Here is a 26,697-nt window from a genome sequence, read left to right as displayed (position 1 = left end):
ATCGTATTCTTGGCCTATGCGTGATGACAACGATATTCACATGGCCGACACTGCGTTTTTAAAGGGCGTCGGCTACGGTCGGCGCTATCCTTCCCTGCCCTGAAGGACGGGGCTTGCCGCGCCTTTTGGTCAACCACTGATAGGCTACTTGCCTGAATAAAGCTGGGATCGGCAGCGCAGCCTCAATGCTAGCCTAGTAAGGCTGTGTTTTTGTGCGAAGCCATGCCTGTTCCTAAGAAGAAAACTTCTAAAGCCCGCAGTCGCAGGCGCTACGCCGTCTGGCTGGGCAAAGCTAAGCTCCAGGCCCAGCGAGCCATGACCATTGGGCGCGCCATTCTCAGCGGTCGCAACACCGGTTTCTACTATCCCAAAGCTAAGTCTGAAGAGGATGAGGAAGAATAGAGGCTTGCTGCAGGGATCCCGGTGTCTGCGCGAGTGATTACACTGGACTAGAGCTGTGCTCCCCTGAAAGCGGTTTTGCTGCCCCTGTAGTCTTGCTCCTCCATAGGTTGCATGCGCTCCTTGACTTCCCTCACCTACTACCAACGGCTGGGTCTGTCTCCAGGGGCATCTCCTGAGGCCATCCGGCGGGCCTACCGGCAATTGAGCAAGCGCTACCATCCCGATACTTCTCCCCTGGCTCCGGAAGTGGCCATTCGCTGCTTCCAAGAGTTGCAGGAGGCCTACCTTGTCCTTAGCAACCCGGCGAAACGGGCCATCTACGATGCCAGCTTACGGGCGGTGACCGCCAACACGGGATCTCTGGGCATGCCGGGATCCCTTGGTGCCGATTCTCTAGAGCTGCGCATGGAAACCCGCCCACTTTCACCTGGTGAGCTTTGTGCCCTGCTGCTGATGGGATCCACCCTAGTCGTGTGTTTGCTACTGGCAGGTGTCCTCGCTTGGCTGCGAGAGAGTGGGGCAAGCTGATTCTGCGAGCATTTCCTGCCCTCTTCGGTAGGACATTGGGATCGAGTTTTCGGATTCTGGATCAGGAGTGCTTGAATGAACATAGCCCGTTGACTCTAGGGTTTGATTGCTTTTCTTGAATCTCGCCATGCCTTTGCCTCCTGCAACCACGCCCCTGTACAATCACCCGCTCCACACCATCGAACGCTGGCTGGAGGATCAGGGCTGCACCCGCGATCCGCAGGATGTGGAGCAGTGGTTTTGCGAACGGCCTGGCTGGAAAGCCATTTTGCGCCTGGAAGAAACCAGCATTTGGGTGCGATACACCTACCCAGACGGCAACACGAAAACTTTATCTTTTCCCTATTCCCTCAGCCGGCAAGACGTAGAACAGGCCATTTTTGAGAGTTAGCCGAGCCATGCGCGTTCTCCAGTTGCCTGCCCTGCGCGATAACTACATCTACCTGCTCCACAATCCCGACACTGCAACAGCAGCCGTGGTGGATCCGGCAGTGGCTGAGCCCGTGTTGGAAAAGCTGGCCGAGCTGGGGGCGGAGTTGGTGGCCATTTTCAACACCCACCACCACCACGACCACGTGGGGGGCAACCGACAGCTTTTGGAGCGCTATCCCCGTGCCAGAGTCTATGGCAGCCAGGTGGATCGGGGGCGGATCCCCGGCCAGACGGTGGAGCTCAAGGCAGGGGAAACAGTGGAGTTTGCGGGTCGGCTAGCAAAGGTGCTGTTTGTGCCCGGCCATACCCGCGGCCATATTGCCTACTACTTTTCCGAGAGTGGGGATCTCTTCTGTGGCGATACCCTGTTTGCCGGGGGATGCGGGCGGCTGTTTGAAGGCACGCCGGAGCAGATGGTGGGATCCCTGGATCAACTGCGGCAGTTGCCGGAAGCCACACGGGTGTGGTGTGCCCACGAATACACCTTGAACAATCTCAGGTTTGCCCTGACAGTGGATGGAGACAACCCCGACCTGCAGGCGCGTTATCAGCAGGTGGCTGCCCTGCGCCAATCGGGATCCCCAACAGTACCCAGCACTATGGGCGAGGAACGCCGCACCAATCCCTTCTTGCGTTGGGATCAGCCGGCTTTGCAGGCAGCCACCGGAGCTCAGGATCCGGTGCGGGTTTTTGCCCGGCTGCGCGGTATGAAGGATCAGTTCTGAAAATCGGGTTCTGACAAAAGCTCCTGGAGGTGGCCCAAAACCTGAGGGGATGGTGCTCCTCACCACTAGCACAAACGAAACCCCCGAAGAGCTGCACCGTAATCTGGTGCAGGGGCTTTTCATCAGCCCACCTCGGCCTGCCTCCTGGACACTAGAGCCAGCAGGATAGCCGCCCCCAGCCCTTGAGTGACTACCGAAAAGAGCACTAAGCCAGTCAGGGAGAAATCGTAAAGCACCCCCATCAGGGCGCTGCCCACAAACCAAGCCAATCCATAGACACTGGTAAACAGGCCAAAGGCAAAGCCCCTCGTCTCGGGAGCTACCATACCGGCCACCGCCGCCTTCATGATGGATTCTTGGGCCCCCAAACCAATCCCCCAGAGCACCATGCCCAGCACCGTCAGAGCATAGGTACCGGAAAAGGCCAGCGGCGCAAATCCAGCCGATACCGCCACCGCTCCCAGCAGGCTCCACAGCCCCACGCGGTCAAACAGCCAGCCACAGCCCAGGGCTGCTAGGGCATCCACCCCCATGGCCAGGGCATAGAGCAAAGGGATCCCTGCCCCATCGCTCCCTGACTGTTGTTGCAGATGCAGGGCAATGAGGGGAAAATCCGCAAACCCCATAGCCACACAGGCTGCTGCCAAAAGATACAGCCAGAAAACTCTGGGCAAGCCTTTTGCCGAGGTCATCTCCGGCTCCGGCTCGAAGTCTCGTGGGCTGGGATAGAGCCATTGCGCCAGCCCCAAAACCCCCAGTCCTATTGCCGCCGGGATCCCCAAGGCCAAAAACCCACCCCGGAAGCCATAGCCGACTTTCAGAACTGCCGCCACCAACAGCGGCCCCCCCACCGCCCCAATTTGATCTAGGGTCTCATGCAGGCCAAACCCCAAGCCCCGTCCCACCTGCAGGGCTGCATGAGAAAGCAACACGTCCCGCGGCGGGGTGCGGATCCCTTTGCCCGTCCGCTCGGCCAAGAGCAGCACGGCGGCCCAAGGCCAACTGCCCGCCCAGGCCAAAGCCGGGATCACCGCTGTGTTGATGACATAGCCCAAGGTGGTGAGCCGCCAGTGACCCCGACTGCGGTGCGCGGGATCCCTGCCCAGCTGGTCGCTCCAATAGCCCACCCCCAACCGCAAGCCATAGGCCAATAGCTCCCCCCCGCCGGCCACCAGGCCCACCACCGTGCCGCTGGCCCCTAGGGATCCCAAAAAAGCTCCAGAAATGCTGCGTGCCCCTTCGTAGGTGGCATCGGCGCAGAGGCTGACGATCCCCAGCAAAACAATAAAGCGCAGGGCAGAAGGGGAATCGGGCATAACCAGCTCCTTGGCAATGGGGAATCTATTTTCAGATCTGGACTATTGTTGTTGATGAGGAACATGATGGAATACTTGTACCCTATGGCAAGTAACTAGACCGTCATGCATCAGAGTTTTTACTTCCGGTAGAAAGGCTTTGATTTTTTCCGGCGTGTCGATGAAAGTTACCAAAATGGGCAGATCTGTGGAAAGCTCTAGAAGGTTACTGCTGCGAATATGACTGTTTCGACCAAAGCCAGCAATAGCTCGCACCACAGTACCACCAGCTAGCCCACGCTGACGACCTAGCTCCAGCAGAGCCAGGTAGAGAGGCTTCCCTTGCCAACGGTCTGACTCGCCGATGTAAATATCCAATTTATAAACTTCTGGTTCATCATCTAGCATACTTGTATCCCTTTTGTCTTTGGGCTGTTGCGATTGTCATGGTTACAGATTTTTCCGCTTCACATAAGGTCTACAGTGAAGTGGGATCCTTGTCAGGCAAGAGATTGGCTGGCATTGGCTGTAGTGAGTAACGCTGGAAAAACTGTATATTGCTTTGGTGAAGAGTGCTCCTTAAGATAAGAAATTCCAGGGGGTTGACTAGTGGGGATCCCGGTGCTTTTAAGAAAAAAGTTATTGCCCAAAATGACCAGTTGCTGCACCTGGCTTTTGGATGGATAGATTGCTGATTGATAGGGGTTACGTTAAACGTTATCGCCACAATCGTGCCAACAGGATCCCAATCTCCATAGCCAAGGCTCCAAATAGGCAAGAACCGAGCCAATAGACAAGCCCAGCAGCAAAGCGATGTTGCTGCCAGAGGCTAAAGGTATCCAGTTCATAGGTAGAAAAGGTGGTGTAGGAACCCAGGAATCCCACCCCGAACAGCAGGCGAATTTCCGGTGAGATCTCAGGGCGTTCCATAGCCACGGTCATGAACCAACCCATGACCACACAACCCGATAAGTTGATGATCAGGGTTCCGTAGGGAAAGCTAGGGCCAAATCGCTCCGCAAACCAGAGGGATAGATAGTAGCGACTCAGGGATCCGCCAATAGCCCCCAACGCAACCGCAAAGGGAACTCTCAAACTGGGAGAGACCAAGCCATGGTTTAGGTAAGCCCACACCGATTGCAAGCGCATCTATTCTCCTTGAACTGTGTTCCCAGAACTTCCTACGGAAAAGGTGGGATCCTTAGCTTTTTCTGCCCTCAGAGATAGGGATCCTGCTTCTCTTGAAGTCCTCTTCCTCTACCAAAATTACCGGAATCGGGCTGGTTTCCAACACCGCTTGGGAAGTGGATCCCACCAAAACCTGCTCCCAGCCGCGGTGGCCCCGCTTGCCCATGACGATGTCGGTTACCTGCCGCTCCTGAGCTAGGGTTACGATGGTCTCTGCCAAGGGCCCCGAGGCCAAGCAAAACTGGTGGCGAATGTCCGCCAAAAGACGCTGGGTGAGTTGCCGCAACAGTTCTACCCCTTTCCCCTGCGGCTCATCGGTAACATGCAACACAATCACTTCCCCATCCACCCGCCGCGCCAAATCGGCCACCTTGCGCAGCACGGCTTCGGCCAAAGGGGAGGTGTCCACCGCTGCCAAAAAGCTCACCTTGCCCTGGCTGCCTACCTTGGTGGGATCCACCTCTCCTTTTTCCAAAAGCCGGGGAGCACACACCTGGGTCAGCCAAGCACCCAGGGGGGCCGTGACCAAAATCGACAGAGCCGCCAAAGCCAAAATGATCTCCCCACCGGGGATCCCTTGGGCCAAAGGGATCCCACCAATAGCCGCCTGCACCGTCGCCTTGGCCATGTTGCCCGGTAGCAAAAACAGCCGCTCCCGCCCGTTCCAATTGCTTCCCAGAGTGGAAAGCCACCAACCCAGGCCCCGCCCCAGCAGCAGACTCAAGGTCAAGAGCAGCAAGCCCGGCCAAAACACGGATCCCAGCACCCCCAGATCCAGCGACGCTCCCAACAGCACAAACAACACGATCTCCGCCACCGTCCAGAGGGCATCGAACCCACCCCGCAGCCGCCGCGCCAAAGGGGCATCCAGCTCAATCAGAAAAAACCCCATGGCCATCACCGCCAAATAGCCGGAAAAATAGGGCCACACCTGCGGCGCCAGCACCAAGCCCAGGGCCATACAGGCAGCCAGCAGCACTTCCTGCACGCTGTTGCGAGTCCAGTTTTGTTGGGTTAGCAGCGACACCAGAACCCGCGCCCCCAGGTAGCCTACAGCCACGCCCAGCAGGATCTCCATCACCACCTGGAACGGCAGCCACTGCAGCGGCGACAGCTCCAGGCTTCCTAAGCGAACGCTCGCGGCGGATCCTTGGCCCAAAAAGCTGAGCAACAGGCTAAACCCCAACAACAGCAGTACGTCGGAAAGGGCGCTGCCGGTCAAAATAGCATCCGGGATCCCCTTGGCCACCCCCCAGCCCAGGCTTTTGAGGCGCAACATCCCCGGCACGATCACAGCCGGCGACTCCGCCCCGATCACACAGCCCAGCAGCAAACCGGTAGGCCAGTCTAACCCCAGGATCCCAGTGCTCAACAGGGCCACCGCCACCGCCTCGCAGGCTGCCGGCAAAAACCCCAGCCGCAGGGCTACAGACCCTTGCTGGACCAGCTTCTCCCGATCCAGCCCCAGGCCCGCCTTCATCAAAATGATCATCACCGCCACCAGCCGCAGATCCCCTGCCGCTGCCAGCACCTCGGGAGACAAGACCTCTCCCAGCAAGATCCCCACGAGGATCATCCCCAGCAGGGGGGGCATCCCCAGCCGACCCACGATTTGGCCGACAAAAAAGCCCATCACCAAGATCCACAGCCAACTGCCCAGCATCACCAGATCCTCATCTCCTTGTCGTCAGGGTGTTGAAGGGCAGCCCAGGGAGAAAAAGCCATCCGCGTCAGGAGCGGGAGCACCATCGCGTCCGCAGGGTGGGGCCTCAAACAAAGCCAAAGACCCCTACCCCCTGGACTTGCCCAGAAGTGTAGGAGTCATCAGCCTCAGCTTTTGAGGTTAGAACCCTCTTCCTCTATAGAAAAATTCCAAGTGAGGCGGTTGCGGCGAACTCCATCGCCGGTTGCCGGAGCACTACTCGAAAGCTGACCGGCAACTTACTTGGCGCCTAAGATATCACGCTTTGTCTTCCACTGCAATTAAGCGATAGGGGTGATCGGGACACCCAATAGAGCGATAGAAATCGCTGCACACATTGTGGGTGAGGCGGTCACTCATACCCCGGGTTACCTGCTGCACCACTTGATGGGCCACCCGATAAACCAACTTGCGGGGCAGAACCTGCAAAAACCTGGGCAAAGCCAGCCCAATCTCCAGATGAAGAGACCAGTGAACACGAGTTGTGGGCAGGTCTTTCAGGGATCCCTGTAGCTCCTCCAGCCGGAAATCGGCTTGGCAGCTGACCCGGTAAGGCATTCCCTCATCGCCGGGCAACTCAATCGAGGTCAGGCGAAACCGGTAATCTTCATCCGGCCAGATCCTCACCCCAAAACTGGGCTCCAGCTCAAACCCAAGGCCGCCCATGCGAAAAAACTGCAGCCGGTAGGTCTCGGCGGACAAAGCTTCCACCTGCAACGGCCTAAAGCACCGCTGGATCCACTGGGCGTGGCCTCTTAGGTAACGGGCCAAGGTCTCCCGATCCGTCTCCAGATCCACTTGTCCACACCGCGTGGCTCGCAAATCCAGGTGGGCTTTGTCCAGAGAGGGATCCAGAAGATCAGGGGCGCCGCCTTCGGAGGACACGGCCCTTTCACTTGGCGGAACGGCGGGCTTGGAGCTGGCGATAGACATCCTTAATATCCACCTGATAATGAGCAAGAGCCACGAGGCAGTGGTACCAGAGATCGGCCACCTCACGGGCCAAAGCCACGCGGTCTTGATCCTTAGCCGCCATCACCACCTCAGCCGTCTCCTCGCCAAGTTTCTTCAAAATGGCATTTTCCCCCTTGGCTAGCAAGCTGCTGGTGTAGGAATCGGGACGGGGATCCGCCTGGCGGGCCTTGACCACGGCAAACACCTGAGACAGAGTATCTGCTGCCGGGATGGGATCCCTTTGATCCCCTGGCAGTGGGCGGAAGAAGCAACTGCGCGCCCCCGTGTGGCAAGCTGCATCTCCCACCTGCTCCACCAAGATCACCAGCGCGTCGCCGTCGCAGTCGTAGCGGATTTGCTTGACCCACTGCACATGGCCAGAAGTTTCCCCCTTGGGCCACAACGCCTGCCGCGAGCGGCTCCAGAACCAGGTGCGGCCTGTTTCCAGGGTTTTTTGCAGCGATTCCCGGTTCATCCAGGCCATCATCAGCACTGTTCCGTCCAGGTAGTCCTGCACGATGGCCGGGATCAGGCCCTGCTCATTGTAGGTGAGGCTGCCTAACCAAGCCATCTCCTCCGGTGAAAGGGCTCTGGGGGACTGCCAAGAGAGGCCCGAGATCACAGCAGCAGCCATAAGGGTTTGGCAGAAAATCAATCGAGATTATTAGCAGGATAGCAGAGCAAGCTCTCCCAGGGGTACCTCCAAGAGCGCCCTCCAGGCCAAAGCCAGTTTCGAGAAGCCATTGAGAAGTCCTGCTGCCCAGGCCAGCAAAGCTTAACTTGGTTTTAACCTCAGTATCAGGCCAATCTGCTAAGTTTGTTACCGGTTTTCCCGCCGTGAGGTAGCTTATGCGCATCCAAGTCGAGAACCTTTGGGTTGCCTTCAAAAACAAGGTTGCCCTAAGGGAGGTTTACCTTGACCTATTTGGCGATGGAGCGCAGGTTGTGGCCTTGATCGGACCTTCGGGAGCAGGAAAGTCGACCTTTCTTAGGCTTTTGAAAGGGATGGTCAAGCTCAGCGGCGGAAAAGTTTGGGTTGATTCTCTTCCTCTCCATGAAGGCCAAAGGGATGCCCTGCAACAGCTGCGCAGGCGCACGGCCATGGTCTACCAGACCTTTCAACTCATCGGGCGCCTGACGGTTCTGGAAAACGTTCTTGTTGGGCGTCTGCCTCACCTGAGTCCCATTCGGGGTCTTTTCAAGCACTTTTCTGTTCAGGATTTGGCCAAGGCGGAAAAGCTGCTGGAAGAGGTAGGGTTGCTAGAGCATGCCTGGCAAAGGGCCGACGCTCTCTCAGGGGGGCAGCAGCAGCGAGTGGGTATTGCTCGCGCCTTGATCCAGGAGCCAGCCCTGATTCTGGCCGACGAGCCCATTTCGGCTTTGGATCCTAAAAATGCAAAGGTAATTATGGAGCTGCTGCTGGGAGCGGTGCGCCGCCAGGGGATTCCGTTGCTGGTTACCCTGCACCACCTAGAAATGGTGCGCCATTACGCCGATCGAGTCGTTGCTTTCAAGGAGGGCCAGGTTTTCTTCAATGGGCCGCTTTCCGATTTTACCTCTGAAAAGGAAAAGGAGCTCTACTTTGGGGAGAAGGAAACCCACGAGGCAAGCGAATGGTTTTCCTCAACCTTGATGGTCTAACAAGATCCACCTTCAACCGCAAGTTAACTGCAAAGGAGAAAACCTTATGCGGAGAAGAAAAATTCTGTTCCTTGCTGCCTTCCTCATGGGAATTTCCAGCTGGGTTCCAGGGCTGGCTCAGAAGCAAAACTGGCCCAAGGAGCTGGTGATTGCTGAAGTACCGGTGGAGAGTGCTGCCGATTACGAAGCTCGCTATGCTCCCTTTTTGGATTATCTCAAACAAAAACTGGGGATCCCCGTCCGCCTGTTTGTGGGCAGTGACTACACGGCGGTGATGGTCTCCCAGGCACAAGGCCAAACTCACGTAGCTTTCTACGGCCCTGGCTCCTACGTAGATGCCATTGAAAAGGCCAACGCTCCCATTGAAGCGTTCGTGAAAGAGGACTCGCTGCGCTCGGGTACCGTTTATCACTCCTTGATACTTTCCAAGAAAGGCAGTGGCATCAAAACTCTAGAAGACGCCAAGGGCAAAGATTTTGCTTTCGTCGACCCAGAGAGCACCTCTGGCTTCAAGGTGCCCATGGCCCACTTCTGTCTTGAGGCCAAAATCAAGCCCAAGGAGTATTTCAAGCGGGTGGTTTTTGCTGGCAACCACGAGTCGGTCATCTTGGGGATAGCTCAGGGAACCATTCCCGTTGGTGTAACCTGGGATACCGGGATCAGCCTTGCCACCAACAAGGGGCAGATCAAAGGCATAGAGGACTTTGAGGTCATCTGGAGATCGGATCCCATTCCTTCCTCTCCCTGGGCCTACCGTAAAGATCTGCCAGAGGATCTCAAGGAGGCCTTGCGCACGGTCTATCTGGAGTACGAAAACACGCCGGAGGGTCAGAAATGGCTGGAGGCTCGTGGGCTGAAGGGCTTTGAGCCGGCTAGCGACGCAGATTACGATCCCTTCCGCAAGGTCAACGATGCTCTTAAGAAACCTGAGTGCCAACTCTAGGAGACTTCCCCCCCTGCCAGCAGAGCTTAAGCGCAGGGAGCTGAGCACGGTTGTGCTGTATGGGGGGGTTTTTCTCGCTCTCTTGCTGACGGCGGAGCCTGCCGGGATCTCGCCAGGAAAGTTGTTAGCTGGCTTGGGGAGGAGTGCGGCCTTCTTGGCTCGCTTCTTTCCTCCCAGCTTTTACTTCTTGCCCAACTTCCTTTACTCCCTGTTGCAAACCCTGATGATGGCCCTCTGGGGCACCTTCCTGGCCACTTTTCTCACGGTTCCCTTGGCCTTCCTGGGATCCAGAAATGTCATGCGTTCCCCTGCGGTTTACCTGCTTGTGCGCGGGCTCATGGATGTCCTCAGGGGGCTCAATGAACTGGTCTTGGCATTGGTTTTTGTGGCCGCAATTGGCCTAGGACCCTTGCCAGGGATCCTAGCTTTGACCCTGCACACGGCGGGTGTGGCAGGCAAGCTCCTCTCAGAGGCCATCGAGACAGTAGATATGAAGCAGGTGGAGGCGGTAGAGGCTACAGGTTCCCACCCTCTCCTGGTTATCGCCTATGGCTTCTGGCCACAAGTGGCTCCTGCCTTTTACTCCAGTACTCTCTACCTTTTTGAGGCTAACGTGCGCTCGGCAACGGTCTTGGGCTTGGTGGGGGCAGGGGGCATTGGGTTTGATTTGATGCAGACCATACGAGCCTTTCGCTTTCAAGATGCGGCCACGGTCGTTCTCCTGATTCTGCTGGCTGTATTTACGATTGACAAAGTTTCGGCGCGGATCCGCCAGACCTTGATTTAGGAGGCTGGGATGCAGCCCCTTGAGATGCTAGAGCTGTTGCAGGAGGCCCCCGAGAAGGAGGTGCTGGCTTTGGCGCGGGAGGTCAGGCCTGCTCTGGGATCCAGCCAAAAGCTCAGGGAAGGGGCAGGGCTGCTGGCGCTCCCCTTTGAGGACTCCCGCACGGGGACGCCCTTCTACGTGGGAGAAGTGCTGGTCTACGAGGTCTGGCTGCGCTTTCCAAAAAAGGGAGTAGAAGGATACGGGATGGTGCTGGGGGAAAAGCCGCGTCTGGCGCGCGCCCTGGCCTACCTAGACGCCGCTCTGCAGGCGGGAATTGCTGTGGAGAAGATCCAGGCTTTGGCGCTAGCGGCTCAGAAGGATCTTCAAGAAGAAGACGAGCGCCTCTGGCGCAAGGTAGCTGCAACTCGCCTGGAGGTGGAGACTCTGTGAGCCTGGGGATGTCCAAAGCCTACGGCCCCACACCGGGACTGGCAGAAAAGCAAAGCCAGCAGGTCTTCCGGGCGTTGGTTAGGGCGTTGAGCTACCCTGGCCGTCTGGAGAGCTTTCCCGCTCGCTCCCTTCGCCAAGCCTTTCGCCTCATTGGGCTGACGCTGGTGGATGGCAATGTAGGGGTTTGGGCGCCAAGCTGGCTGCTGTCGGATTTGCGTGGGCAGGATCCCCGGCCTGTGGCTTTGGAGGCTGCTGACTTTGTCTTTGCCGAGCAGCTGGAGAGTTTGCCCGCTGGCCCAGACAGCCTTTTGGCTCTCAAAAGAGGCACCCACCTTGAGCCTGAAGCGGGAGCGACCCTTATCCTGGGGGCCCCCTTGGGCCGGGGATCCCCTGTGTTGCTCAGAGGGCCCGGCATAGCTGGGGAGATCCAGTTGGCTGTAGGCTTGCCCTCTCTGTTTTGGCAGCTGCGCTCCCAGATCCTGGCCTACCCGCTGGGAGTGGACATCCTGTTAACTGACGGCCCCCAAGTGGTAGGCTTACCCCGAAGCGTGGAGGTGGGTGGATGGGCTATGTCGTAGCGCGGGGCAGCCAAGAGGCCATTCTCAATGCCGAGGCCCTTTTTCGCGAGCTGTTGTCAGCGGCAGAAGCCAAAAGCAGGCGAGGCCGGACAAAGCAGCTGGCTGGGCTGCCCTATCTCCTGGATCATGTGATGGCAGAGGCGGGGCTGTGGGCTCCGGAGCTGGCGGCCACTGCCCTTGTGCAGACAGGGGGGGACCTCTACGAGGCCCTGCTGCTTCTGAGAGCACACCGGACTACTCTCCCCCGCCTAGGGAAAGCCCAGCTGCAGAAAAAGGAAGATCTCCTGCTGGTGCGTCGGCTTTCCTCGGCTTTCAAGAGCATTCCCGGCGGCCAGGTCTTGGGGCCCACCCTAGACTACAGCCTGCGTCTTTTGGGCTTTTCTGAAAGCCCCCCGCTAGAGCCGGCGGCCGTGGCTGCTGCCCAGCACTATCCTTCTGTGCGCAGCTGGCTGAGGGAGCAAGGTCTGCTGGAAGAAGATCCCACGGCAGAGCAGCAAGCCAGTAGCCCTGCTCCAGGGGAAGAGATTCCCGACTTGACGCGGCAGCCACTGCTGTTTCCAGCGCCGCGGGCCCACCGCCTGCAAGCTTTGGCCAGGGGAGATACGGGGGGACTTCTGGCTCTGGCCTACAGCGCCATGCGCGCCTACAACGTCCACACCCACCCAACGGTTGCCGAGTTGGGCGTGGGCTATCTCGAGGTACGCGCCTTTCATCCTGTGCGGGGGGGAAGCTTTCGCCTGGGGCGGATCCGCCTGGTCTTTACTGAGGTGGTGGGACACGGAGAAAAAGGATACCGCTTGGGCTTTGCCGCTAGCCTGGGTTGGAACGAGGGGCGGGCCATCGCTGGCGCCATGCTGGATTTGGAAATGGATCGCCCCAGCCATCCGGCTCGCAGCGAGGAGTTTGTCCTGGTGCATACGGATCCCGTGGAGGCCTCCGGCTTTGCCCTCCACTACAAGCTACCCCACTGCGTAACCTTTCTCAGCAACTGGATGAGCCACTTCCAAAAGGAGGCCTCCCTTGAAACCCAAGCATAGCTATGCCTACCTGGATCCGGAGGCCAAGCGAGAAATTCGGCGCAAGGTTCTCAAGGCCCTGGCCATACCGGGCCATCAAGTTCCCTTTGCTAGCCGGGAAATGCCGCTGGCTCGCGGCTGGGGCACAGGGGGATTGCAGCTTACGCTCAGCCTGGTGGGGCCGCAGGACGTGGTGAAGGTCATTGACCAGGGGGCCGATGACTCTGTCAATGCCGCCAACTTGCGCCGCTTCATTGCCCAGGTCAGCGGCGCTCGAACAACCACCGACACGCTGGAGGCCACCCTCATCCAAAGCCGCCACCGCATCCCCGAGGAGCGGCTCCAAGAAGGTCAAATCCTAATCCTGCAAGTTCCCATCCCTGAGCCTCTGCGCTATGTGGAGCCCTCTGACGCCAGGGCGCGGGAGCTACATGCTCTGGGCGACTATAGCCTGCTGTGGGTGGATCTTTTTGAGGAGCACCTACGCCACGGCCAGAGCCGCAAGGGAGCGGCCTACCCAGTTCTGGTCCATGGGCGCTATGGGATGGATCCCAGCCCTCTGCCCCGCTGGGATCTGCCCAAGCTGCATCTGGCAGCCCATATCACCCTCTTTGGGGCCGGGCGGGAGAAGCGGCTCTATGCCGTCCCTCCCTACACCCGGGTGGAGCCCTTGGCCTTTGTGGATCGGCCCTTCCAGCCGGAGCCCATTTTGGGATCCTGCCGTCGCAGCGGTTGCCGCCACGTCTTCCTCAACGCCATTCCCCAAGAAGATGGCAGCTTGGCCTATGAAATCTCCGACCAGGGCTATATGGAAAAGCTGCTGGCCGGGAAAACGAGCGGTCCTCTATTTGTGGAGAAAGAGCATGGCTGAGGAGACCCCCCTTCTGGAGCTGGTCAAGGTTTGCAAAGCCTACGGGGATCGCTGGGCGCTTAAGAACGTCAGCCTCAAGCTCTATCCCCAAGAGGTGCTGGGGGTGGTGGGAGCTTCCGGCAGTGGCAAGACTACTCTTCTGAAGATCCTTTACCTTCAGGAGACAGCCCAGGGGGAGTATCGGCTAAACGTGCCGGGTTGGGAGGGACGTAACCTGCTGTTGCTCTCTCGCTACGAGCAGCCTGCGGCGCGGCACTACCTGGCCATGGTCTATCAGGATGCCGCCCAGGCCCTGCGCATGGGCTTTGCGGCCCTGACTAATGTTGCGGAGCCCCTTGTCCTTAGAGGAGAACGGCGGTTTGGAGTGCTGGAAGCGGAGGCGCAGGAGGCTTTGGAGCGAGCCGATTTTCCTTTAGAGCGAGCCGGGGATCCCCCAGCTTCTCTTTCGGGAGGAGAGCGCCAGCGGGTACAGATTGCCAAAGCTTTAGTCCAAAAGCCTCTGGCTGTTCTTTTGGACGAGCCCACCACCGGTTTGGATTTGCTGGTGCAGGCCACCTTTCTGGATACTCTGCGCCGCCTCAAGCGGCAGTTGGGGATGAGCCTCATCCTAGTAAGCCACGATCTCTCGGTCGTGAGGGCTGTGGCGGATCGAATTGTGGTGTTGTACCAGGGGGAGGTAGTGGAGGAGGGATTGGCCGACCAAGTGCTGGAGGATCCTCGCCACCCCTTTACCCAGGATCTGGTTGCCGCAAGACTTTAGGAAGGGCAAGGTGTTGCAGGTCGTTAACTTAGAAAAGCGGTTCTTTCTTCACCGACTGGGGCGAGAGGTTCTGGCCTTCCAGCAGGTGAGCTTTTCCCTGCAAGCCGGAGAGTTTTTGCTGCTGGAGGGCCCCAACGGCTCTGGCAAGTCTTCTCTACTGCGAACCCTCTACCGCAGCTATTGGCCTACGGCAGGACAAGCCCTCCTGCAGACCCCTCTGGGAACGGTGGATCTGGCCCGCTTAGGGGATCGCGAGGTGTTAGCAATCCGCCGCGAGCGCATCGGCTACGTCAGCCAGTTTCTGGATCCCAGGCCCCGCACCACGGCCTTGGAGCTGGTTGCGGAGCCCTTGCTGTGGCAGGGAGTAGCGGAAAACCAAGCGCGACATCGAGCAGCAGAGCTGCTCCTGGAGCTGGGTCTGAAGCCAGAGTTGCTGGAGACTTTTCCAACCAGCTTCTCGGGGGGCGAGAAACAGAAAGTCAACTTGGCTCGCTCTCTCATCCACCCCTATCCGCTGCTGCTTCTGGACGAGCCCACCGCCAGCTTGGATACTGCAGCCAAGTTGGCCTTGCGAGAACGCCTACGAGCCTTGAAGCAGCAGGGAACAGCTATCATTGGCGTTTTTCACTCCTTAGACGATGTGTCGGGTTTGGTTGACAAAACCTATTCCCTAGAGGTGAGGGCAAATGTGGCTAGCAGGGCCTAAGCTAGTTCTCCCCGATGGTGTCCTCCCGGTGGGATCCCTGCGGCTGGAGGGGGAGCGGATTGCCGAGATTCGGCAGGGGCAAGTGGGGGAAGGGATCCCTTTGCGAGGACTTACCCTGGTGCCCGGCGTAGTCGACCTCCATACCGATAGCCTGGAGCCCGAGCTGGAGCCGCGCCCAGGGGTACAGCTGGCGGTGGACATGGCCTTGGGGATTTGGGAAAACCGAGCTTTGGCGGCGGGGATTACCACTGCCTTTGTAACTCTGTCCTTTTGGGAAGGCCTGCCTGGCTGGCGCAGCCCAGAAACGGCCTTGGCTATGGCAGAGCAGTTGGTGGCGCTGCGTTCCCAGCTGGCTCTGGACTTGAGGATCCACGCTCGCTATGAACTCTCGCGCCCCTTGGGAGCAGCAGCTGTTCGCCAAGCTCTCAGCCAAGGCTGGGTGGATCTCCTTTCCTTCATGGACCACACCCCCGGCCAAGGCCAATTCCGGACGCCGGAGGACTACATCCGCTACATGGCTCGCCAGCTGGCCCGGCCTTCCGAGGAGGTTGCCGCTAGTTTGGCGGCCAAGGCGGGGGAGGAGACCTTGCAGAGCTTTGCCCAATTGGCTCAGCAAGCGCAAGCTTTGGGGGTACCTTTGGCTTCCCACGACGACGACTGCCCCGCCAAGGTTCAGTTAATGGCCAAGATGGGCCTGAAAATTAGCGAGTTTCCGGTTACCCTAGCAGCAGCTTTGGAAGCGCGGAAACTGGGCCTGCTGGTGGTCATGGGGGCTCCCAATGCCCTGAGGGGATCCTCCCATGTCGGCAATCTCTCCGCTTCGGAGGCTCTACAAGTAGGAGCCCTAGGCGCCTTGGCCACTGACTACTCCCCCGCTTCAGCCTTGAGGGCTGCCTTTGCCTTGGCGGAGAAGCAGCTGCTGGATCTGCCCCAAGCCATAGCTTTGGTCACTCACAACCCTGCCCAGGCGGTTGGTCTGCAGGATCGGGGAGCCCTTCGCCCAGGCCTAAGAGCCGATCTAGTGGTGCTGCGGGAGAAACCCTTCCAGGTTATGGGTGTATTCGTTGCCGGCAGGCCCGTCTTTCTCAGAGATAGCCTCTGTTGGAGGGGGGTCTTCTAGGCTTCCCTCCAAGGCCTAGGTTGGAAGGCGAAGACAAGACTTAGTCCTGCCCGAAGGCAACCCTGGGCAGCAGTTTCCGGGTTGGCTTGCGCTCCAGGGACAGGGCAGGCCGTTCTAAGCGCGTATCCACCAGTACCGAGGGAGAGGCCAAGTTAACGCGCTCCAGCAGACGCCGCAGCAGTTGAGCATCGATGATGTCCACCCCTTGGCGGGCTGTCGCCGTTCCGGCCACCAGGGGGGTAGGGGTGGCTGGAAGGGGGGATCCCATCTCACTGCGCTCAGGTGCAGCCAGCACCAATTCCGCCATTGCCTGGGCCAGCTCTTGACCATACACCCCATCAGGGCCTGAAGGGAGTAGATCCAGCCGTCCCTGCTGAGCGGCCAAACGGCTCAACCCCAGTTGCACAGCTACCACCGCTGCCCCCCGATCCCCCTGCCTCAACGTGCGTTGGCCGGCCAGAATGCTCTTGAGTTGGGCTTTGGCCGCCTCTTGCTCGCTGCCGGGCAAAAGTTGCACCAGCCCCTCCAGCCGATCTCCCTCAGAGCCAGCCTTGGCCTCGGGAAGGGGATCCTCCCGCCAAAGGCGAGTCAGGTCGTAGAGCAAGATGGCATGGGGCACAGGACGGCTGGGCTGGTTGGGACCGGCATGGCCGGTGGCGAGGATCTCCCCTTGGTAGACCAGGGAGGTGCTAAAGCCAGAGTCCAGCAGCACGGCTTCCCGGATCCCGGTTTTGGGCAGCAGACTGGCCAGGATGGCGGCGTTGACGTGGGTTTTGGTAACTCCGATCACCACCCGCTCCTGGTCATCTACCCCAAAGAAAGCTCTGGGGCGAAACTCAGCAGCGCTGGCAAGGCGGAACGAGTTGATCTCCGCCGGAGAGAGGGCATGGCCATCCTTAACCAGCCATAGACCGGCCACAAACAGATCCGTGACATCCGGCATCAACTGGCGAATGTTCTCCAAGCGGGTCATCGTATCGGGGTCGAAGGGCACAAAGCGGATGCGATCCCTGCCCAGCAGCACCAAGGGGCGACCGCGCACCACCTTGTCATCTTCGGGGCGACCGGGGATGAAGGTCTTGTGGTTGGCAGCCATCACCGGCCCCACCATGACATTGCTGGCGGAGTTGATCCAAGGGATGGAGAAGAAGCTGCCGTTAATGCCAGCATCGGCCTGGTAGCGCTGGGCCAGGGTGCTGACCTCGTAGCGCCGCTCCGCATGCACCGTAGCTGCCCGCCCGCCGCGAAGGGTGAGAACACGCACCTGGTCGATCACTTCGTCGGTCAAGGCCAACGGTTGGGTCACATCCAGCCGGTAGTCGGGGCTGCGGTTGAGGGTGAAGGTGCGGGCGCCAATGATGGCCTCGGTGATGCGAAACTGGTTAAAGCGTCGCACCTCCAGCAAGTTGGGCGATTGTCCTGTAAAACCGGGATCCATCGTAAAAGACATCCGGTAACCGGCATCGGCCAGGTATTGCTTCACCCGCTCGTCCCGGTTGCCTTCGGGATAGGCGAAGTAGTGGATGGGGTGGCCCAGCTCCTGCTCCAGCTTGGTCTTGCAGTCGAACACTTCCCGCCGCAGACGGGCATCGTCTAGCACCCGCAGGTCAGGGGGATGGGTGACGGTGTGGGCGGCAAAGTCGATCAGCCCGCTGGCATCCATCTCCCGCATTTGATCCCAGGTGAAGTGATCCTTGCTGGTGGGCACGCCGACAAACCCGGTTTGCACAAAATAGGCGGCAGGGTAGTTGTACTCCTTGAGAAGGGGGTAGGCGTTTTCGTACAGGCCCAGGTAAGCGTCGTCAAAAGTGAGCAAAATGGCTTTCTCCGGCAAGGGATCCCCGTCCCGCAGGTGTTTGTACAGTTGGTCGATGTGGATGGGGGTCAACCCCGCCTGCTTGATGGCCTCAAAGTGTTGCCGCAGCTCCGCCGCCGTAGTGTCGAACCAGACCTGCTTGCGGCCAGCCACCACATCGTGATACATGATGGCGGGCACATAAGAAAGGCTGGCCAAGGGATCCAAAGCAAAGGGATCCCGCTCCAGTTGGGTCTCTAAGGAGATGGGCAAGCGCTGTTGAGCCGCTTTAGCGTGGGCGCGGGGGGCAGGGATCTCCGCTAGAGGTGGCGAGAGCCCCGGCAGGCGGCTGACCCAGTCGGGATGAGCAGTTGCCCAGGCCACCAGGGCCCCAGCCCCAAATCCCAGCAGGATCACCAGCAAGCTTAAGAAGGGGAGTAACCTCGGTCGAGACTTGGCCAGCGGACGTCGAGAGGAAGAGGAAAAGCTTTGTCGTGGAGTGGGCGAGGGGTACGGCTGGGATCCCCTTGCTGACCCAAAGCCTGCATGGCCTTGGGGCATCGACCCTCCCAAGCGCGTCGGCTGTCGTCGAGATGTCATGGCCTCACTCCCCACTCCCAATTGCAAAAGCTCAGCCCTTGCCGGAACGCCTTTTCCTACCCAAAGCCCACCCCCAGGACAGCAGGAAAAGGCAGCCTTCCAGGCAACGGCAAAACCAACGCCAGCCTACCACCCCATCCTCAGGTTGGGGATAGGGGAGAAATCGCCGCATGCTTTCTACAGGGATCCCTCGTTGAAATTGTTTGAACCAGAACGGCCTGGACGGGTGGCCTGAAAGAACCCAGAACCTCCCAGGAAGCCGCCCGCTACTCAAGGGTGCTTAGCAGATTGGACTCGGCAATGCTGACGATCTTGCCTCCCATTTGGGTGATCCGTTTCACTTCTTGGGAAAGGCGGCTGAAGGGCACTTTGTACTCGACAACACTTCTGCGCACACCTCCTCCCACGAGGCCGGATACCTTGATGGCGAAGATTTTATCGCTATTGGGCAGCCCTCCTTCTGAGCTGCTGGCCTGAGCAACCTCTGGTTCTGGAGCCGATGCCACCTGAGGCGCCGTGGCGACGCTCTCCCGCTCCAGGAGTAGCCGCCAGCTGCGGGGATAGGCAGGCGCCAAACGATAGACCACCTTATAGGAGCCGGCTATGTGGTCATCCTCGGCCTCCACCTTCACCACAGTTCCCGCTGGAATGTCCAGCTTGGCCCCCTTAGACATGACTTTAATTCCCGGCCAATTGGTGGGCACATCCGTCAGCAGCTCGACCTCAAAGGCTTGATCCCCCAACAACAACTTGGCCATCTCAACAACTCCGTTTTGCTCAGCACTCAGTGGCGAGAGAGCCGCTCACAGCCACAGCTTTACCGTCAGACATTCTACCGCTGCCAGGTGCCCACCAGAAGCTTCCCGCTGGCATGGGTCAGCTGACGTCCTCCCTTCAACGAATTGAGGGAGATCACTGATGTCCTCCCATTCTAGAATTGGGGTGTTGTAGATTTGTTAAGCAGCTGTAGATTTATTGCGGAGGTAGAGGGAGTGCCATGAACCTGTTGAGCTTGGCCTTGCCGGATCTGTCGGCAGCTTCGGATGGGTTAGCCGCCACCTTGCAGCCCGTAGCCCAGTTTTTTGCCGGCCTTAACTTGCCCCAACCCATTGTGCAATGGGGTCACCCCTTGATGATGGGGATCGTGGTGGTGGTGATGGGCAGCTTTGTCGGCCTGACTGGGTGGCGAGGACGGGCCTTGCGTCTGGCAGCCGCCTCCACAGCGCCAGAGGGATCCCTGCCGGAAGCGGCCCAGAAGCCTCTGCTTGACCACCGCAAATTGGCCCCCTGGATGGCCACCTTCATTGCCTTGGGCTACACTGGCGGCCTTCTTTCTCTGGTGATGCAAGGGAAGCCCCTGTTGAGCAGCCCCCATTTTTGGACGGGATCCCTGGTGTTGCTGTTGTTGGCGGTGAATGGAGCTTTGTCCCTCAGCGGCTTTGGGGGCAACCGCGCTGCTTTGCGCACCACCCATGCCTATGTGGGCAGCCTCATTCTATGTGTACTGTTTGCCCATGCCCTGCTTGGGCTCAAGCTGGGTTTGTCGTTGTGAGTGGCAGTAGGCTTCCCTCTGCCTGGGCAGGAACTAGCGATAAGGCTGCAGGGATTGCAGCAGGTGGAGCACGGTGAAAATGCCGATACCCAGCAGGACGACGGATCCCACCAGGTAGCTGCTGGCATTGGAGCGCTGCTCTTCCAAGAGGGCTTCAGGGGATTTGGGGGCAATCATAAACCTTTCCCCAGAAAGGGGTTTTCGGATCACGGGATCCCCTGCCTCAAAACGCACCTGCCCCATGGTAAACGCCATCGCATCCACCGGAATCACCCATTCCTTATAGATAAAAGCTCGGGTGGAGCGATTTTCTGTTCTCACTCCGGAAAGGTAGCGCTTGAGATTGAAGTTGAACCGGCTGGGCCCTTTTCCTGGAAAAATATGCTCATCCACAACCGACATAGCCTCTATCTCCGCACCTGTGGGATCCACCCTCACCCTTCCAGTTTCGTCTTCGATGAAAAAAGGGATCTGGCGAACCACCGAGTGAAGGGTTTCGTCTCTCGTTCTCGTCTCTCTTTCAAGGAGATATTCCCGACCTGTGCTCGGATCGTAATACACGTTGGCGTAGTGTTTTTGGGGAGAGCTTACTTCGGAAAACGGCGATTTTTGAGGATAGCCTGGAGAGCCAAGCTGCTGGGGGTAGTCGGGGTAACCAGGCTTTTTCTGGAAAGAACCGGAACCGGGGTAGCCAGGGTTGGGCTTTTGTGGAAAAGAATTAGAGTAGTCGGGATCAACCCTTTTCTGAAAAGAACCGGAGTCAGAGTAGCCCAAGCCGGGCTTTTTCCCGACCATCTCCCCCGGATAGGATTTTGCTCGGGATCCCAAGCGTAGAGCGTTCTGATATTCGCCTTCGCTGATCCGTTCGCTATACGCTACATCGCCTTGGCTATTCAAATACCTTCGATAGCATTCGATCTCGTCATACTCCCAAGAGATCTCAGACTTGTAGTAGACGCAAGGCTGTCGCGAAAGTTCCGATACCAAAGGCCGATCGCACACAACCCTGCCGTAAACTTGAGCCAAGTTTGCTCCTTTTGCCTGGGGGTTGGTCTGACCGAGATGGCGAAGCTCGGCTATCTTGAGCAACCGAGTTGCAGAGAGCTGTTGAACCAACCTTTGGGAGCGCAAATACTCAACAAACGAAAACAGAGAGGCAGGAAGACAAAGCAGACCAAGCAGCATCAGCCAGTTCATAAAGGCCTTCCTTTCCGGGGGTGGGAGTGAAGTTGGCCTCATGCTAGCAGTTACCTGTGAAACAGGATTTAAGAGAAGTTTAAGGCAATCCCGAATGCGGGCAGTTCCAAACTTTACCAAGAAGCTAGGCCTGAAGCCCCGCCCTTCCAGGACGGCTTTTGCCCTGTTAGACCTGCGATAAGATACACCCACGCTGGTCAGAGAAGCCAAACTCCTCAACGCCACTCCAGCGCAGTACCAAGCCTTGGATGACAGAGTACACCGGCCAGGTGGTGGGGCTGGATGTGGGCGACAGCAGTGGGCAAGCTGTGCCGTGTCTCCAGTTTTTGCGTCGTGCCGAAAGGAGATTGAAGCAACAGCAAAGAAGACTGAGCAGAAAGTTAGGCCCACGGCCCGCTGGCGTGAATAGGAAGGGGGTAAAACCTCAATACAGCAACTACCACAAGTAGAGGAAGCGGCTTGGCGAGGTACACTTCAACCAAATCAAAGTCTGGCGCCAGCGTAGAGACCGGGTTATTGAGCTAGCCCAGTGTGTGGGAATGTCTCACGACATTGTGGTTTATGAGGACTTGCAGGTGCAGAACTTGGTGAGAAATCACCACTTGGCCAAGTCTTTCACGCTAGCGGCGCGGAGCGCTTGGGGGAACGACTGGGGAGATAGGCACCGCCGTCGTGGAGGGGAAACCTGATACAGCTAAGTGCTGTCGCAGAACCAGGAACCAGAATCCTTGCTCTTTGGGGCGGGGGGCATGTCAATCGCGCAACACGTAGCCTACCCCGCGCACCGTCTGGATAAGGCGCTTCTCCCCTGGGCCTTCGATCTTGAGGCGCAAGTAGCGAATATAGACCTCGATGATATTGGAGTCGCCCGTGAAGTCGCAGCCCCACACATGCTCTAGGATCTGTTGGCGGGTGAGCACCTGACGGGGGTGTTCCATCAAGTAGCGCAACAGGTCGTATTCTTTGGCCGTCAGCTCCACCTGTCGCTCTCCCCGGGTTACCTCCCGCGTTACGGGATCCAGGGTCAGATCCATGAACACCAACTGGCCGTCGCGGGATCGCCTTGGCTGCCGCAAATAGATCCGTATCCGAGACAGCAGCTCCTGAATGCTGAAAGGCTTGACCACGTAATCATCCGCCCCAGCGTCCAAGCTTGCTGCCCGATCCGCCACCTCATCTCTGGCGGTCATCAACACCACCGGCACGCGGTTGCCCGTTGAGCGCAGTCGCCGACAAATTTCCAAACCTGAGATGCCGGGCAACATCCAGTCCAACAGCACCAAGTCGGGGTTTTGGTCGCAGGCTGCCCTCAACCCGGCCATGCCATCGCTGGCTACGCTGACTCGATATCCCTCACAGGTCAGCTCCGTTTCCACAAAACGAGCCAGCTTAGCTTCATCTTCGATCACCAGGATGTGGGCAGAAGTGGGTTCAGGCTCTGGCATACGCTCTCTTGCTGAATCCAAGGAAGACGCCGAAAAACTTGCTCATTGCCCCCAAGCATATCTCAACCGTATGGATTGGCAGTCGAGATGACTGAATCCGTCCTAGCCTGCAACAGCCTTGTGGAATTGCCTGGGGTTGATATCAGCAAGTGCTTTGAGTTATTCAAAAGGCATTCATGTACCTTATCACCATGAGTATCCTAAGCCATGACCCTCTCTCCTGTTCGGCTCACCCCGCCCCTACCTCCCATTCGATGGGAAAAACTGCCGGAAGACTTTCCCTTGCCGGATGAGCCTGTGGAAAGCACCTTACAGCCCCTTTTGGCTGCTGCTCTGCGTGAGGCATTGGAACTCGCTCAGATGATCCCTGCCCAGGCTTTGATCGCCTCCAACTTTGGCCTTTGCAGCACTGTCGGGGACAAGGTGGTGGTGAAAGCCCCCGACTGGGTTTATGTGCCCGCAGTACAGCCGATTCCCGAAGGAGAGATCCGCCGCAGCTATACCCCACACCTAGAAGGGAATCCCCCGGCGATTGTGATGGAATTCATCTCCGAAACCGAGGGCGGCGAGTACTCCATCAATCCCCACTATCCCTATGGAAAATGGTATTTCTACGAGCGCATTTTGCAGGTGCCTGTCTATGTAATCTTTCATCCCAAAACCGGTGAGCTGGATGTCTACCGCCTGGAGAATGGCCGCTATACCCCTGTATCGGCGGATGAAAACCGTCGCTACTGGATCCCGGAGATTGGCTTGTTTTTGGGGGTGTGGCGGGGACAAAAAGCCGAGACCAAAGCCAACTGGTTGCGGTGGTGGACTGCCGATGGGAATTTGCTCCTATGGGGAATCGAACAGGTAGAGCAGGAGCGGCAGCGGGCCGAACAGGAGCGGCAGCGGGCTGAGGCGGCAGAAGCAGCCCTCGAACAGGCCCGTCTGGAACAGCAGCGCCTAGCCGCGAAATTGCGGGAGTTGGGCGTGGATCCCGAGGCAATAGCCGATTGAGGGCTCTCCTAGTAGGTGCGCCCGCGCCAAGAGCGGGGCCGGCTGAGGGCAGATAGGATTATCCGCAGAACGGCCAAGGGATCCGCCAGAGGCGACATCCAGAACGTCCAAGGGGGATCCTGATAGGAGCCGCGAATGCCCAGCAGTACACCTAAGCGCAGAATCAGTAAGCCTAGGTTAAGCCCCAGCAGCACCTGCTCCGTCAGGGAAAAGGGAAACCCCATCCCGGCTTTGCCCAACAGCCCTACAACCACCGGCCCAGGGATCCCTTGGGTGAGGACGAGGAGAGCTATATCCCCCCACAACTGGGCCACAGGGGTGGCATCTTTCAAATCGAGGGATCGGCCCCACTCTCGCCAAGTTTCGCCAAAAGAAGTGTACATGCGCACCTTGAGCAGGTGCCGACCGTCGTAAAAAGCTACTTTAAAGCCGGCTGCCGCAATCTGCCGCACCAAGGTGACATCGTCACAGAAGGAGGCCCGCGCCACTGTGTAGCCATTCATCGCTTCCAGCACCGACCGGCGCACTAGCATACATTGCCCATTGGCCATCGTCCGTTCTGGCAGGGTAGCCCTGTCTCCGGCTGCCCCGTAGCGGTAGATCAGGGTCACCAAAAGAGCCGGCTGCAGCCAGCTTTCCCCCCAGTGCTGCAGGATAAACTGCGGTGCCAGGGTGATCAGATCCAGACCTTGGGCCTGGGCAGTTTCCAGCAGGCGCTCCACCAAGCCTGGCTGGGGGCGGGTATCGGCGTCGATGCCCAGGATCCACTCAGAGGCCGGATCCGACTGGAGAAATCCGTAGTGCAAAGCCCAGGGGCGGCCCACCCATCCGCCGGGGAGGGGATCGTCGGTCAGCAGGCGAAAGCGGGGATCCCGCTTGGCCATCTGCAGCACTTTTTCGGGGGTGCCATCTTGAGAGCGGCTGTCCACCACCAGCACCTCCCGCAGGACGGAGCTCTGTTGGTGCAATCCTTCCAGGCAGGGATCGATGCGTTCCGCTTCGTTGAGAGTAGGCAGCAACACGCTGACCAAGCCCGGCTGCAAAGGGATCCCAGGCTGACCGGGAGGCAGAGGGGAAGGGCGCCGCAAAGAGGGCAGCAGCCGCGCCAGCAGCACCGCCAGCATCGGCACTTGCATAACCAATAGGCTCAGGGCGGCAGCATCTCCAGCCCAGGCAGGGATCCCGTTCATGCCAGTTCTAACCTGTAAGGGAAAAGTGTCCAAGAATGCTTGCAAGAGAAGCCCAGGGAGGACAAACTCATACTCATGGTGATTTAGCAATTCAAAATCAGTCTGGTTGCATCGTGCCTGTGCCCATCCCCCCTCAAACCTGACGGGCTTTTCATGGATGTCTTCATCCGGCTCAGCCACAAGGGATCCCCTGTTACGGTTGTGAAATTGCACAGTGAAAGGCTCAACGCCGCGATTGCCCGCGAGGTACGGAAAGAGCTAAGCCAAATTCTCACCGAGAAACCGGGGCATTTCTTGTTGGATCTTAGTCAGGTTAGCCTGATCGACAGCGTGGGGTTGTCGGTTCTGGTTTGGGCGCATCGCCATTGCCGCACTTTAGGCTATCAACTCAAGTTCTGCGGCCTGCAGGAGCAAGTCAAGCTGCTCTTCTCCATCACCGGCTTGGATACCATTTACGAAATCTACCCCTCTGTAGAAAAGGCGCTTGAGTCTTTTCCGTAGCTCTCCCTATCGGGTCAACTGAGAACCGTCAGGGATCAGCTTCTCAACACCTGGATTAGCCTAACGGTTGAAAACCTGCTCAGGGGGAGGGGTTGCTGTTTTGGTTCTCGACCGTCTGGGGCCGGTTCACCTGAGCATAAATCTCTGCTTGCTGCTGGATTTGCTCCCGGACTTGGGGTGGGGCCAACCGGGCTGCTTGCTCAAACAGCTCAGGCGCTTTTGCCCGTAGGTTTTCATCGGTGGCGGAGCTGAGGGCTATGGCTTTGCCCAACACGGGGGTGAAATCACTGGGATCCGCCGCAATCAACTTGTCGTAGAGGACTACAGCTTTCTCAGTCTGGTTGTTGCGGGCGTAGACAAAGGCCAAGCGCAAACGTACATCATTATCTTCCGGCACTTCTTCAAGATGCTTCTCCAGCAGGGCAATGGCCTCAGAGGTGCGGCCCAGGGTTAGCTGCACATCCACCAACTGCTGCAGCACCTGGCCATCTTTGGGATCCCCCTCGTAAAGGATCTGGAGCTGTTCTAATGCCCCTTCAAAATCCCCCGTATCCTGCTGGATTTCGGCCAAAAAGGCTCTCAGTTGCCGATTTTCGGGCTCCAGTTCCACCAGCTTCTTCAGCGGCTCGATTGCCCCTTGCGGCTCGTTCAATTGCAGTTGGGTGTCGATCAACCCCCGCAGGGCAATGGGGTTATCCGGCTCCCGCTCCAGCACGACGCGATAGCCGTCTGCCTGGGCCCGCAGTTGCTCGGTTACCCGGCTGGCCTCTGGAGATTCGGAAGGCCCGAGGGCCTGGAATAGCGGGCCAAAGGAGAAGCCCAAGAAAGTTACCGTGCCCACCACCAGCAGCAAAATGTTGAGGAGCTTGCGGGCTGGGGATTCTTGGGGTTTGGACTGAGGCATAAAGGGCTCGCGCAGAAGACTCCTCTGTACTCTATCATCGGCGCCGGGGCAGGCTGTGGGGTGAGGTTACCCAATACCCAAAACTTTTGAAAACAGCATCCAAGGGGAGGGCAATGCCGTACTGAATTTAGGTAGTGCTGAATCTTTTTGCCACCCCTCACTCCCTCTTAACCATGCGGATCACCAAATTTTCGGGCTGGAGGCCCGCACCATAGCCGCAGGCTTGGTGTCGGGAGGAAAGCCCTCCTCCATATAGGTTTGCTGGTCAAAAGCCTGGATGAACTACAATAAGCCCATGAGCCAGACTATATCCGTACGTTGCAAGCTGATAGTCCCACAAGAGTTGCGTCAAGAAATTGACCGCACTTTGCAGGGCTTTGCGAATGCTTGCAACCAGATTCTCGACACCGCCAAACAAAAGAACTGCTGGAACA

30 protein-coding genes, 1 pseudogene and 1 riboswitch are annotated in these 26,697 nt (G+C 58.4%); of the genes and pseudogenes, 19 read left to right on the top strand and 12 right to left on the bottom strand.

Features of this window, described 5'->3' with window-relative positions:
* Positions 1 to 222: 222 nt before the first annotated feature.
* The 4 genes from ACVWXZ_RS12200 (at position 223) to gloB (ending at position 2,087) form a co-directional block, all read left to right on the top strand.
* Entirely contained in the window at positions 223 to 402 is a 180-nt protein-coding gene (locus tag ACVWXZ_RS12200; RefSeq protein WP_011431820.1) for a 50S ribosomal protein L32, read from the top strand.
* 111 nt (positions 403 to 513) lie between these two features.
* On the top strand, positions 514 to 930 hold the full coding sequence (locus tag ACVWXZ_RS12195) for a J domain-containing protein (RefSeq protein WP_414330358.1): 417 nt from the start codon (positions 514 to 516) through the stop codon (positions 928 to 930).
* A gap of 127 nt (positions 931 to 1,057) precedes the next feature.
* Entirely contained in the window at positions 1,058 to 1,321 is a 264-nt protein-coding gene (locus ACVWXZ_RS12190) for a DUF3143 domain-containing protein (RefSeq protein ID WP_011431822.1), read from the top strand.
* Between the two features lie 7 nt (positions 1,322 to 1,328).
* Entirely contained in the window at positions 1,329 to 2,087 is a 759-nt protein-coding gene (gloB, locus tag ACVWXZ_RS12185; RefSeq protein ID WP_414522627.1) for a hydroxyacylglutathione hydrolase, read from the top strand.
* 122 nt (positions 2,088 to 2,209) lie between these two features.
* Here gloB and ACVWXZ_RS12180 read toward each other — a convergent pair whose 3' ends face one another.
* From ACVWXZ_RS12180 to hisIE, 6 genes are all read right to left on the bottom strand, one after another.
* Entirely contained in the window at positions 2,210 to 3,403 is a 1,194-nt protein-coding gene (locus ACVWXZ_RS12180; protein WP_457403878.1) for an MFS transporter, read from the bottom strand.
* A gap of 42 nt (positions 3,404 to 3,445) precedes the next feature.
* A complete protein-coding gene (locus tag ACVWXZ_RS12175; RefSeq protein WP_011431825.1) occupies positions 3,446 to 3,790 on the bottom strand; it encodes a DUF190 domain-containing protein in 345 nt (114 codons plus the stop codon).
* A gap of 309 nt (positions 3,791 to 4,099) precedes the next feature.
* Positions 4,100 to 4,531, bottom strand: coding sequence for a fluoride efflux transporter CrcB (gene crcB, locus ACVWXZ_RS12170; protein WP_457384683.1), 432 nt, complete (start codon positions 4,529 to 4,531; stop codon positions 4,100 to 4,102).
* A 52-nt stretch (positions 4,532 to 4,583) separates the two neighbouring features.
* The gene (locus ACVWXZ_RS12165; protein WP_457482561.1) at positions 4,584 to 6,233 is read right to left on the bottom strand and encodes a cation:proton antiporter domain-containing protein; all 1,650 of its coding nucleotides are present in this window, start codon (positions 6,231 to 6,233) and stop codon (positions 4,584 to 4,586) included.
* A 145-nt stretch (positions 6,234 to 6,378) separates the two neighbouring features.
* A riboswitch (Fluoride riboswitch) is annotated at positions 6,379 to 6,484 on the bottom strand.
* Positions 6,485 to 6,530: 46 nt separating this feature from the next.
* Entirely contained in the window at positions 6,531 to 7,205 is a 675-nt protein-coding gene (locus ACVWXZ_RS12160; protein ID WP_457384685.1) for a DUF1997 domain-containing protein, read from the bottom strand.
* Complete coding sequence (gene hisIE, locus ACVWXZ_RS12155) at positions 7,165 to 7,797, bottom strand: bifunctional phosphoribosyl-AMP cyclohydrolase/phosphoribosyl-ATP diphosphatase HisIE (RefSeq protein ID WP_457384686.1); 633 nt, start codon at positions 7,795 to 7,797, stop codon at positions 7,165 to 7,167. The genes ACVWXZ_RS12160 and hisIE overlap by 41 nt, the downstream gene beginning before the upstream one ends.
* 278 nt (positions 7,798 to 8,075) lie before the next feature.
* Between hisIE and ACVWXZ_RS12150 the strand changes: the two genes are divergently transcribed.
* From ACVWXZ_RS12150 to ACVWXZ_RS12105, 10 genes are read left to right on the top strand one after another with little or no spacing between them, the layout of a single operon-like run.
* Positions 8,076 to 8,867: a phosphonate ABC transporter ATP-binding protein gene (locus ACVWXZ_RS12150; RefSeq protein WP_414388969.1), complete on the top strand. Its 792-nt coding sequence runs from the start codon at positions 8,076 to 8,078 to the stop codon at positions 8,865 to 8,867.
* A gap of 46 nt (positions 8,868 to 8,913) precedes the next feature.
* Complete coding sequence (gene phnD, locus ACVWXZ_RS12145; RefSeq protein WP_457440721.1) at positions 8,914 to 9,810, top strand: phosphonate ABC transporter substrate-binding protein; 897 nt, start codon at positions 8,914 to 8,916, stop codon at positions 9,808 to 9,810.
* Complete coding sequence (gene phnE, locus ACVWXZ_RS12140) at positions 9,779 to 10,597, top strand: phosphonate ABC transporter, permease protein PhnE (protein WP_457482560.1); 819 nt, start codon at positions 9,779 to 9,781, stop codon at positions 10,595 to 10,597. The genes phnD and phnE overlap by 32 nt, the downstream gene beginning before the upstream one ends.
* Positions 10,598 to 10,606: 9 nt before the next feature.
* The gene (gene phnG / locus ACVWXZ_RS12135) at positions 10,607 to 11,026 is read left to right on the top strand and encodes a phosphonate C-P lyase system protein PhnG (RefSeq protein WP_011431834.1); all 420 of its coding nucleotides are present in this window, start codon (positions 10,607 to 10,609) and stop codon (positions 11,024 to 11,026) included.
* An 8-nt stretch (positions 11,027 to 11,034) separates the two neighbouring features.
* A complete protein-coding gene (phnH, locus tag ACVWXZ_RS12130; RefSeq protein ID WP_011431835.1) occupies positions 11,035 to 11,604 on the top strand; it encodes a phosphonate C-P lyase system protein PhnH in 570 nt (189 codons plus the stop codon).
* The gene (locus tag ACVWXZ_RS12125; RefSeq protein WP_457482559.1) at positions 11,589 to 12,641 is read left to right on the top strand and encodes a carbon-phosphorus lyase complex subunit PhnI; all 1,053 of its coding nucleotides are present in this window, start codon (positions 11,589 to 11,591) and stop codon (positions 12,639 to 12,641) included. Before phnH ends, ACVWXZ_RS12125 begins: the two co-directional genes overlap by 16 nt.
* Positions 12,625 to 13,491: an alpha-D-ribose 1-methylphosphonate 5-phosphate C-P-lyase PhnJ gene (locus ACVWXZ_RS12120; RefSeq protein WP_414401843.1), complete on the top strand. Its 867-nt coding sequence runs from the start codon at positions 12,625 to 12,627 to the stop codon at positions 13,489 to 13,491. Before ACVWXZ_RS12125 ends, ACVWXZ_RS12120 begins: the two co-directional genes overlap by 17 nt.
* Entirely contained in the window at positions 13,484 to 14,251 is a 768-nt protein-coding gene (locus ACVWXZ_RS12115; protein WP_011431838.1) for an ATP-binding cassette domain-containing protein, read from the top strand. The genes ACVWXZ_RS12120 and ACVWXZ_RS12115 overlap by 8 nt, the downstream gene beginning before the upstream one ends.
* Positions 14,252 to 14,261: 10 nt before the next feature.
* A complete protein-coding gene (locus tag ACVWXZ_RS12110; RefSeq protein WP_011431839.1) occupies positions 14,262 to 14,957 on the top strand; it encodes an ATP-binding cassette domain-containing protein in 696 nt (231 codons plus the stop codon).
* On the top strand, positions 14,938 to 16,077 hold the full coding sequence (locus ACVWXZ_RS12105; protein ID WP_414342139.1) for an alpha-D-ribose 1-methylphosphonate 5-triphosphate diphosphatase: 1,140 nt from the start codon (positions 14,938 to 14,940) through the stop codon (positions 16,075 to 16,077). The genes ACVWXZ_RS12110 and ACVWXZ_RS12105 overlap by 20 nt, the downstream gene beginning before the upstream one ends.
* Positions 16,078 to 16,117: 40 nt before the next feature.
* Here the strand turns inward: ACVWXZ_RS12105 and ACVWXZ_RS12100 are convergent, their stop codons facing one another.
* Positions 16,118 to 18,472, bottom strand: a complete 2,355-nt coding sequence (locus tag ACVWXZ_RS12100; RefSeq protein WP_457482558.1) for a polysaccharide deacetylase family protein — start codon at positions 18,470 to 18,472, stop codon at positions 16,118 to 16,120.
* Between the two features lie 266 nt (positions 18,473 to 18,738).
* Positions 18,739 to 19,230 (bottom strand): phycobilisome linker polypeptide, encoded by a 492-nt coding sequence (locus ACVWXZ_RS12095; protein ID WP_071818135.1) that lies wholly within the window; start codon positions 19,228 to 19,230, stop codon positions 18,739 to 18,741.
* Between the two features lie 239 nt (positions 19,231 to 19,469).
* On the opposite strand from ACVWXZ_RS12095, the gene ACVWXZ_RS12090 reads away from it, so the two are divergent.
* Complete coding sequence (locus ACVWXZ_RS12090; protein WP_011431843.1) at positions 19,470 to 20,024, top strand: DUF4079 domain-containing protein; 555 nt, start codon at positions 19,470 to 19,472, stop codon at positions 20,022 to 20,024.
* A gap of 33 nt (positions 20,025 to 20,057) precedes the next feature.
* Here ACVWXZ_RS12090 and ACVWXZ_RS12085 read toward each other — a convergent pair whose 3' ends face one another.
* Positions 20,058 to 20,819, bottom strand: a complete 762-nt coding sequence (locus ACVWXZ_RS12085) for an E3 ubiquitin ligase family protein (protein WP_414342134.1) — start codon at positions 20,817 to 20,819, stop codon at positions 20,058 to 20,060.
* Between the two features lie 941 nt (positions 20,820 to 21,760).
* On the opposite strand from ACVWXZ_RS12085, the gene ACVWXZ_RS12080 reads away from it, so the two are divergent.
* Positions 21,761 to 21,910, top strand: a complete 150-nt coding sequence (locus ACVWXZ_RS12080; RefSeq protein WP_187147255.1) for a hypothetical protein — start codon at positions 21,761 to 21,763, stop codon at positions 21,908 to 21,910.
* 63 nt (positions 21,911 to 21,973) lie between these two features.
* Here the strand turns inward: ACVWXZ_RS12080 and ACVWXZ_RS12075 are convergent, their stop codons facing one another.
* The gene (locus ACVWXZ_RS12075; protein WP_457403868.1) at positions 21,974 to 22,666 is read right to left on the bottom strand and encodes a response regulator transcription factor; all 693 of its coding nucleotides are present in this window, start codon (positions 22,664 to 22,666) and stop codon (positions 21,974 to 21,976) included.
* A 207-nt stretch (positions 22,667 to 22,873) separates the two neighbouring features.
* Between ACVWXZ_RS12075 and ACVWXZ_RS12070 the strand changes: the two genes are divergently transcribed.
* Positions 22,874 to 23,668, top strand: coding sequence for a Uma2 family endonuclease (locus tag ACVWXZ_RS12070; RefSeq protein WP_457388095.1), 795 nt, complete (start codon positions 22,874 to 22,876; stop codon positions 23,666 to 23,668).
* A gap of 8 nt (positions 23,669 to 23,676) precedes the next feature.
* Here the strand turns inward: ACVWXZ_RS12070 and ACVWXZ_RS12065 are convergent, their stop codons facing one another.
* A complete protein-coding gene (locus ACVWXZ_RS12065; protein WP_457403866.1) occupies positions 23,677 to 24,858 on the bottom strand; it encodes a glycosyltransferase family 2 protein in 1,182 nt (393 codons plus the stop codon).
* A gap of 153 nt (positions 24,859 to 25,011) precedes the next feature.
* On the opposite strand from ACVWXZ_RS12065, the gene ACVWXZ_RS12060 reads away from it, so the two are divergent.
* On the top strand, positions 25,012 to 25,359 hold the full coding sequence (locus ACVWXZ_RS12060) for an STAS domain-containing protein (RefSeq protein ID WP_457403865.1): 348 nt from the start codon (positions 25,012 to 25,014) through the stop codon (positions 25,357 to 25,359).
* A gap of 79 nt (positions 25,360 to 25,438) precedes the next feature.
* Here the strand turns inward: ACVWXZ_RS12060 and ACVWXZ_RS12055 are convergent, their stop codons facing one another.
* Positions 25,439 to 26,263 carry a tetratricopeptide repeat protein gene (locus ACVWXZ_RS12055; protein ID WP_457403864.1) on the bottom strand — a complete coding sequence of 275 codons (825 nt, stop codon included), beginning with the start codon at positions 26,261 to 26,263 and terminating at the stop codon, positions 25,439 to 25,441.
* A gap of 295 nt (positions 26,264 to 26,558) precedes the next feature.
* Here ACVWXZ_RS12055 and ACVWXZ_RS12050 point away from each other — a divergent pair.
* A pseudogene (locus tag ACVWXZ_RS12050) lies at positions 26,559 to 26,697 on the top strand (RNA-guided endonuclease TnpB family protein); the annotation flags it as partial.

It is taken from the genome of Thermostichus sp. MS-CIW-38 (assembly GCF_054058415.1).
This window is presented reverse-complemented; position numbering and strand designations above follow the sequence as displayed.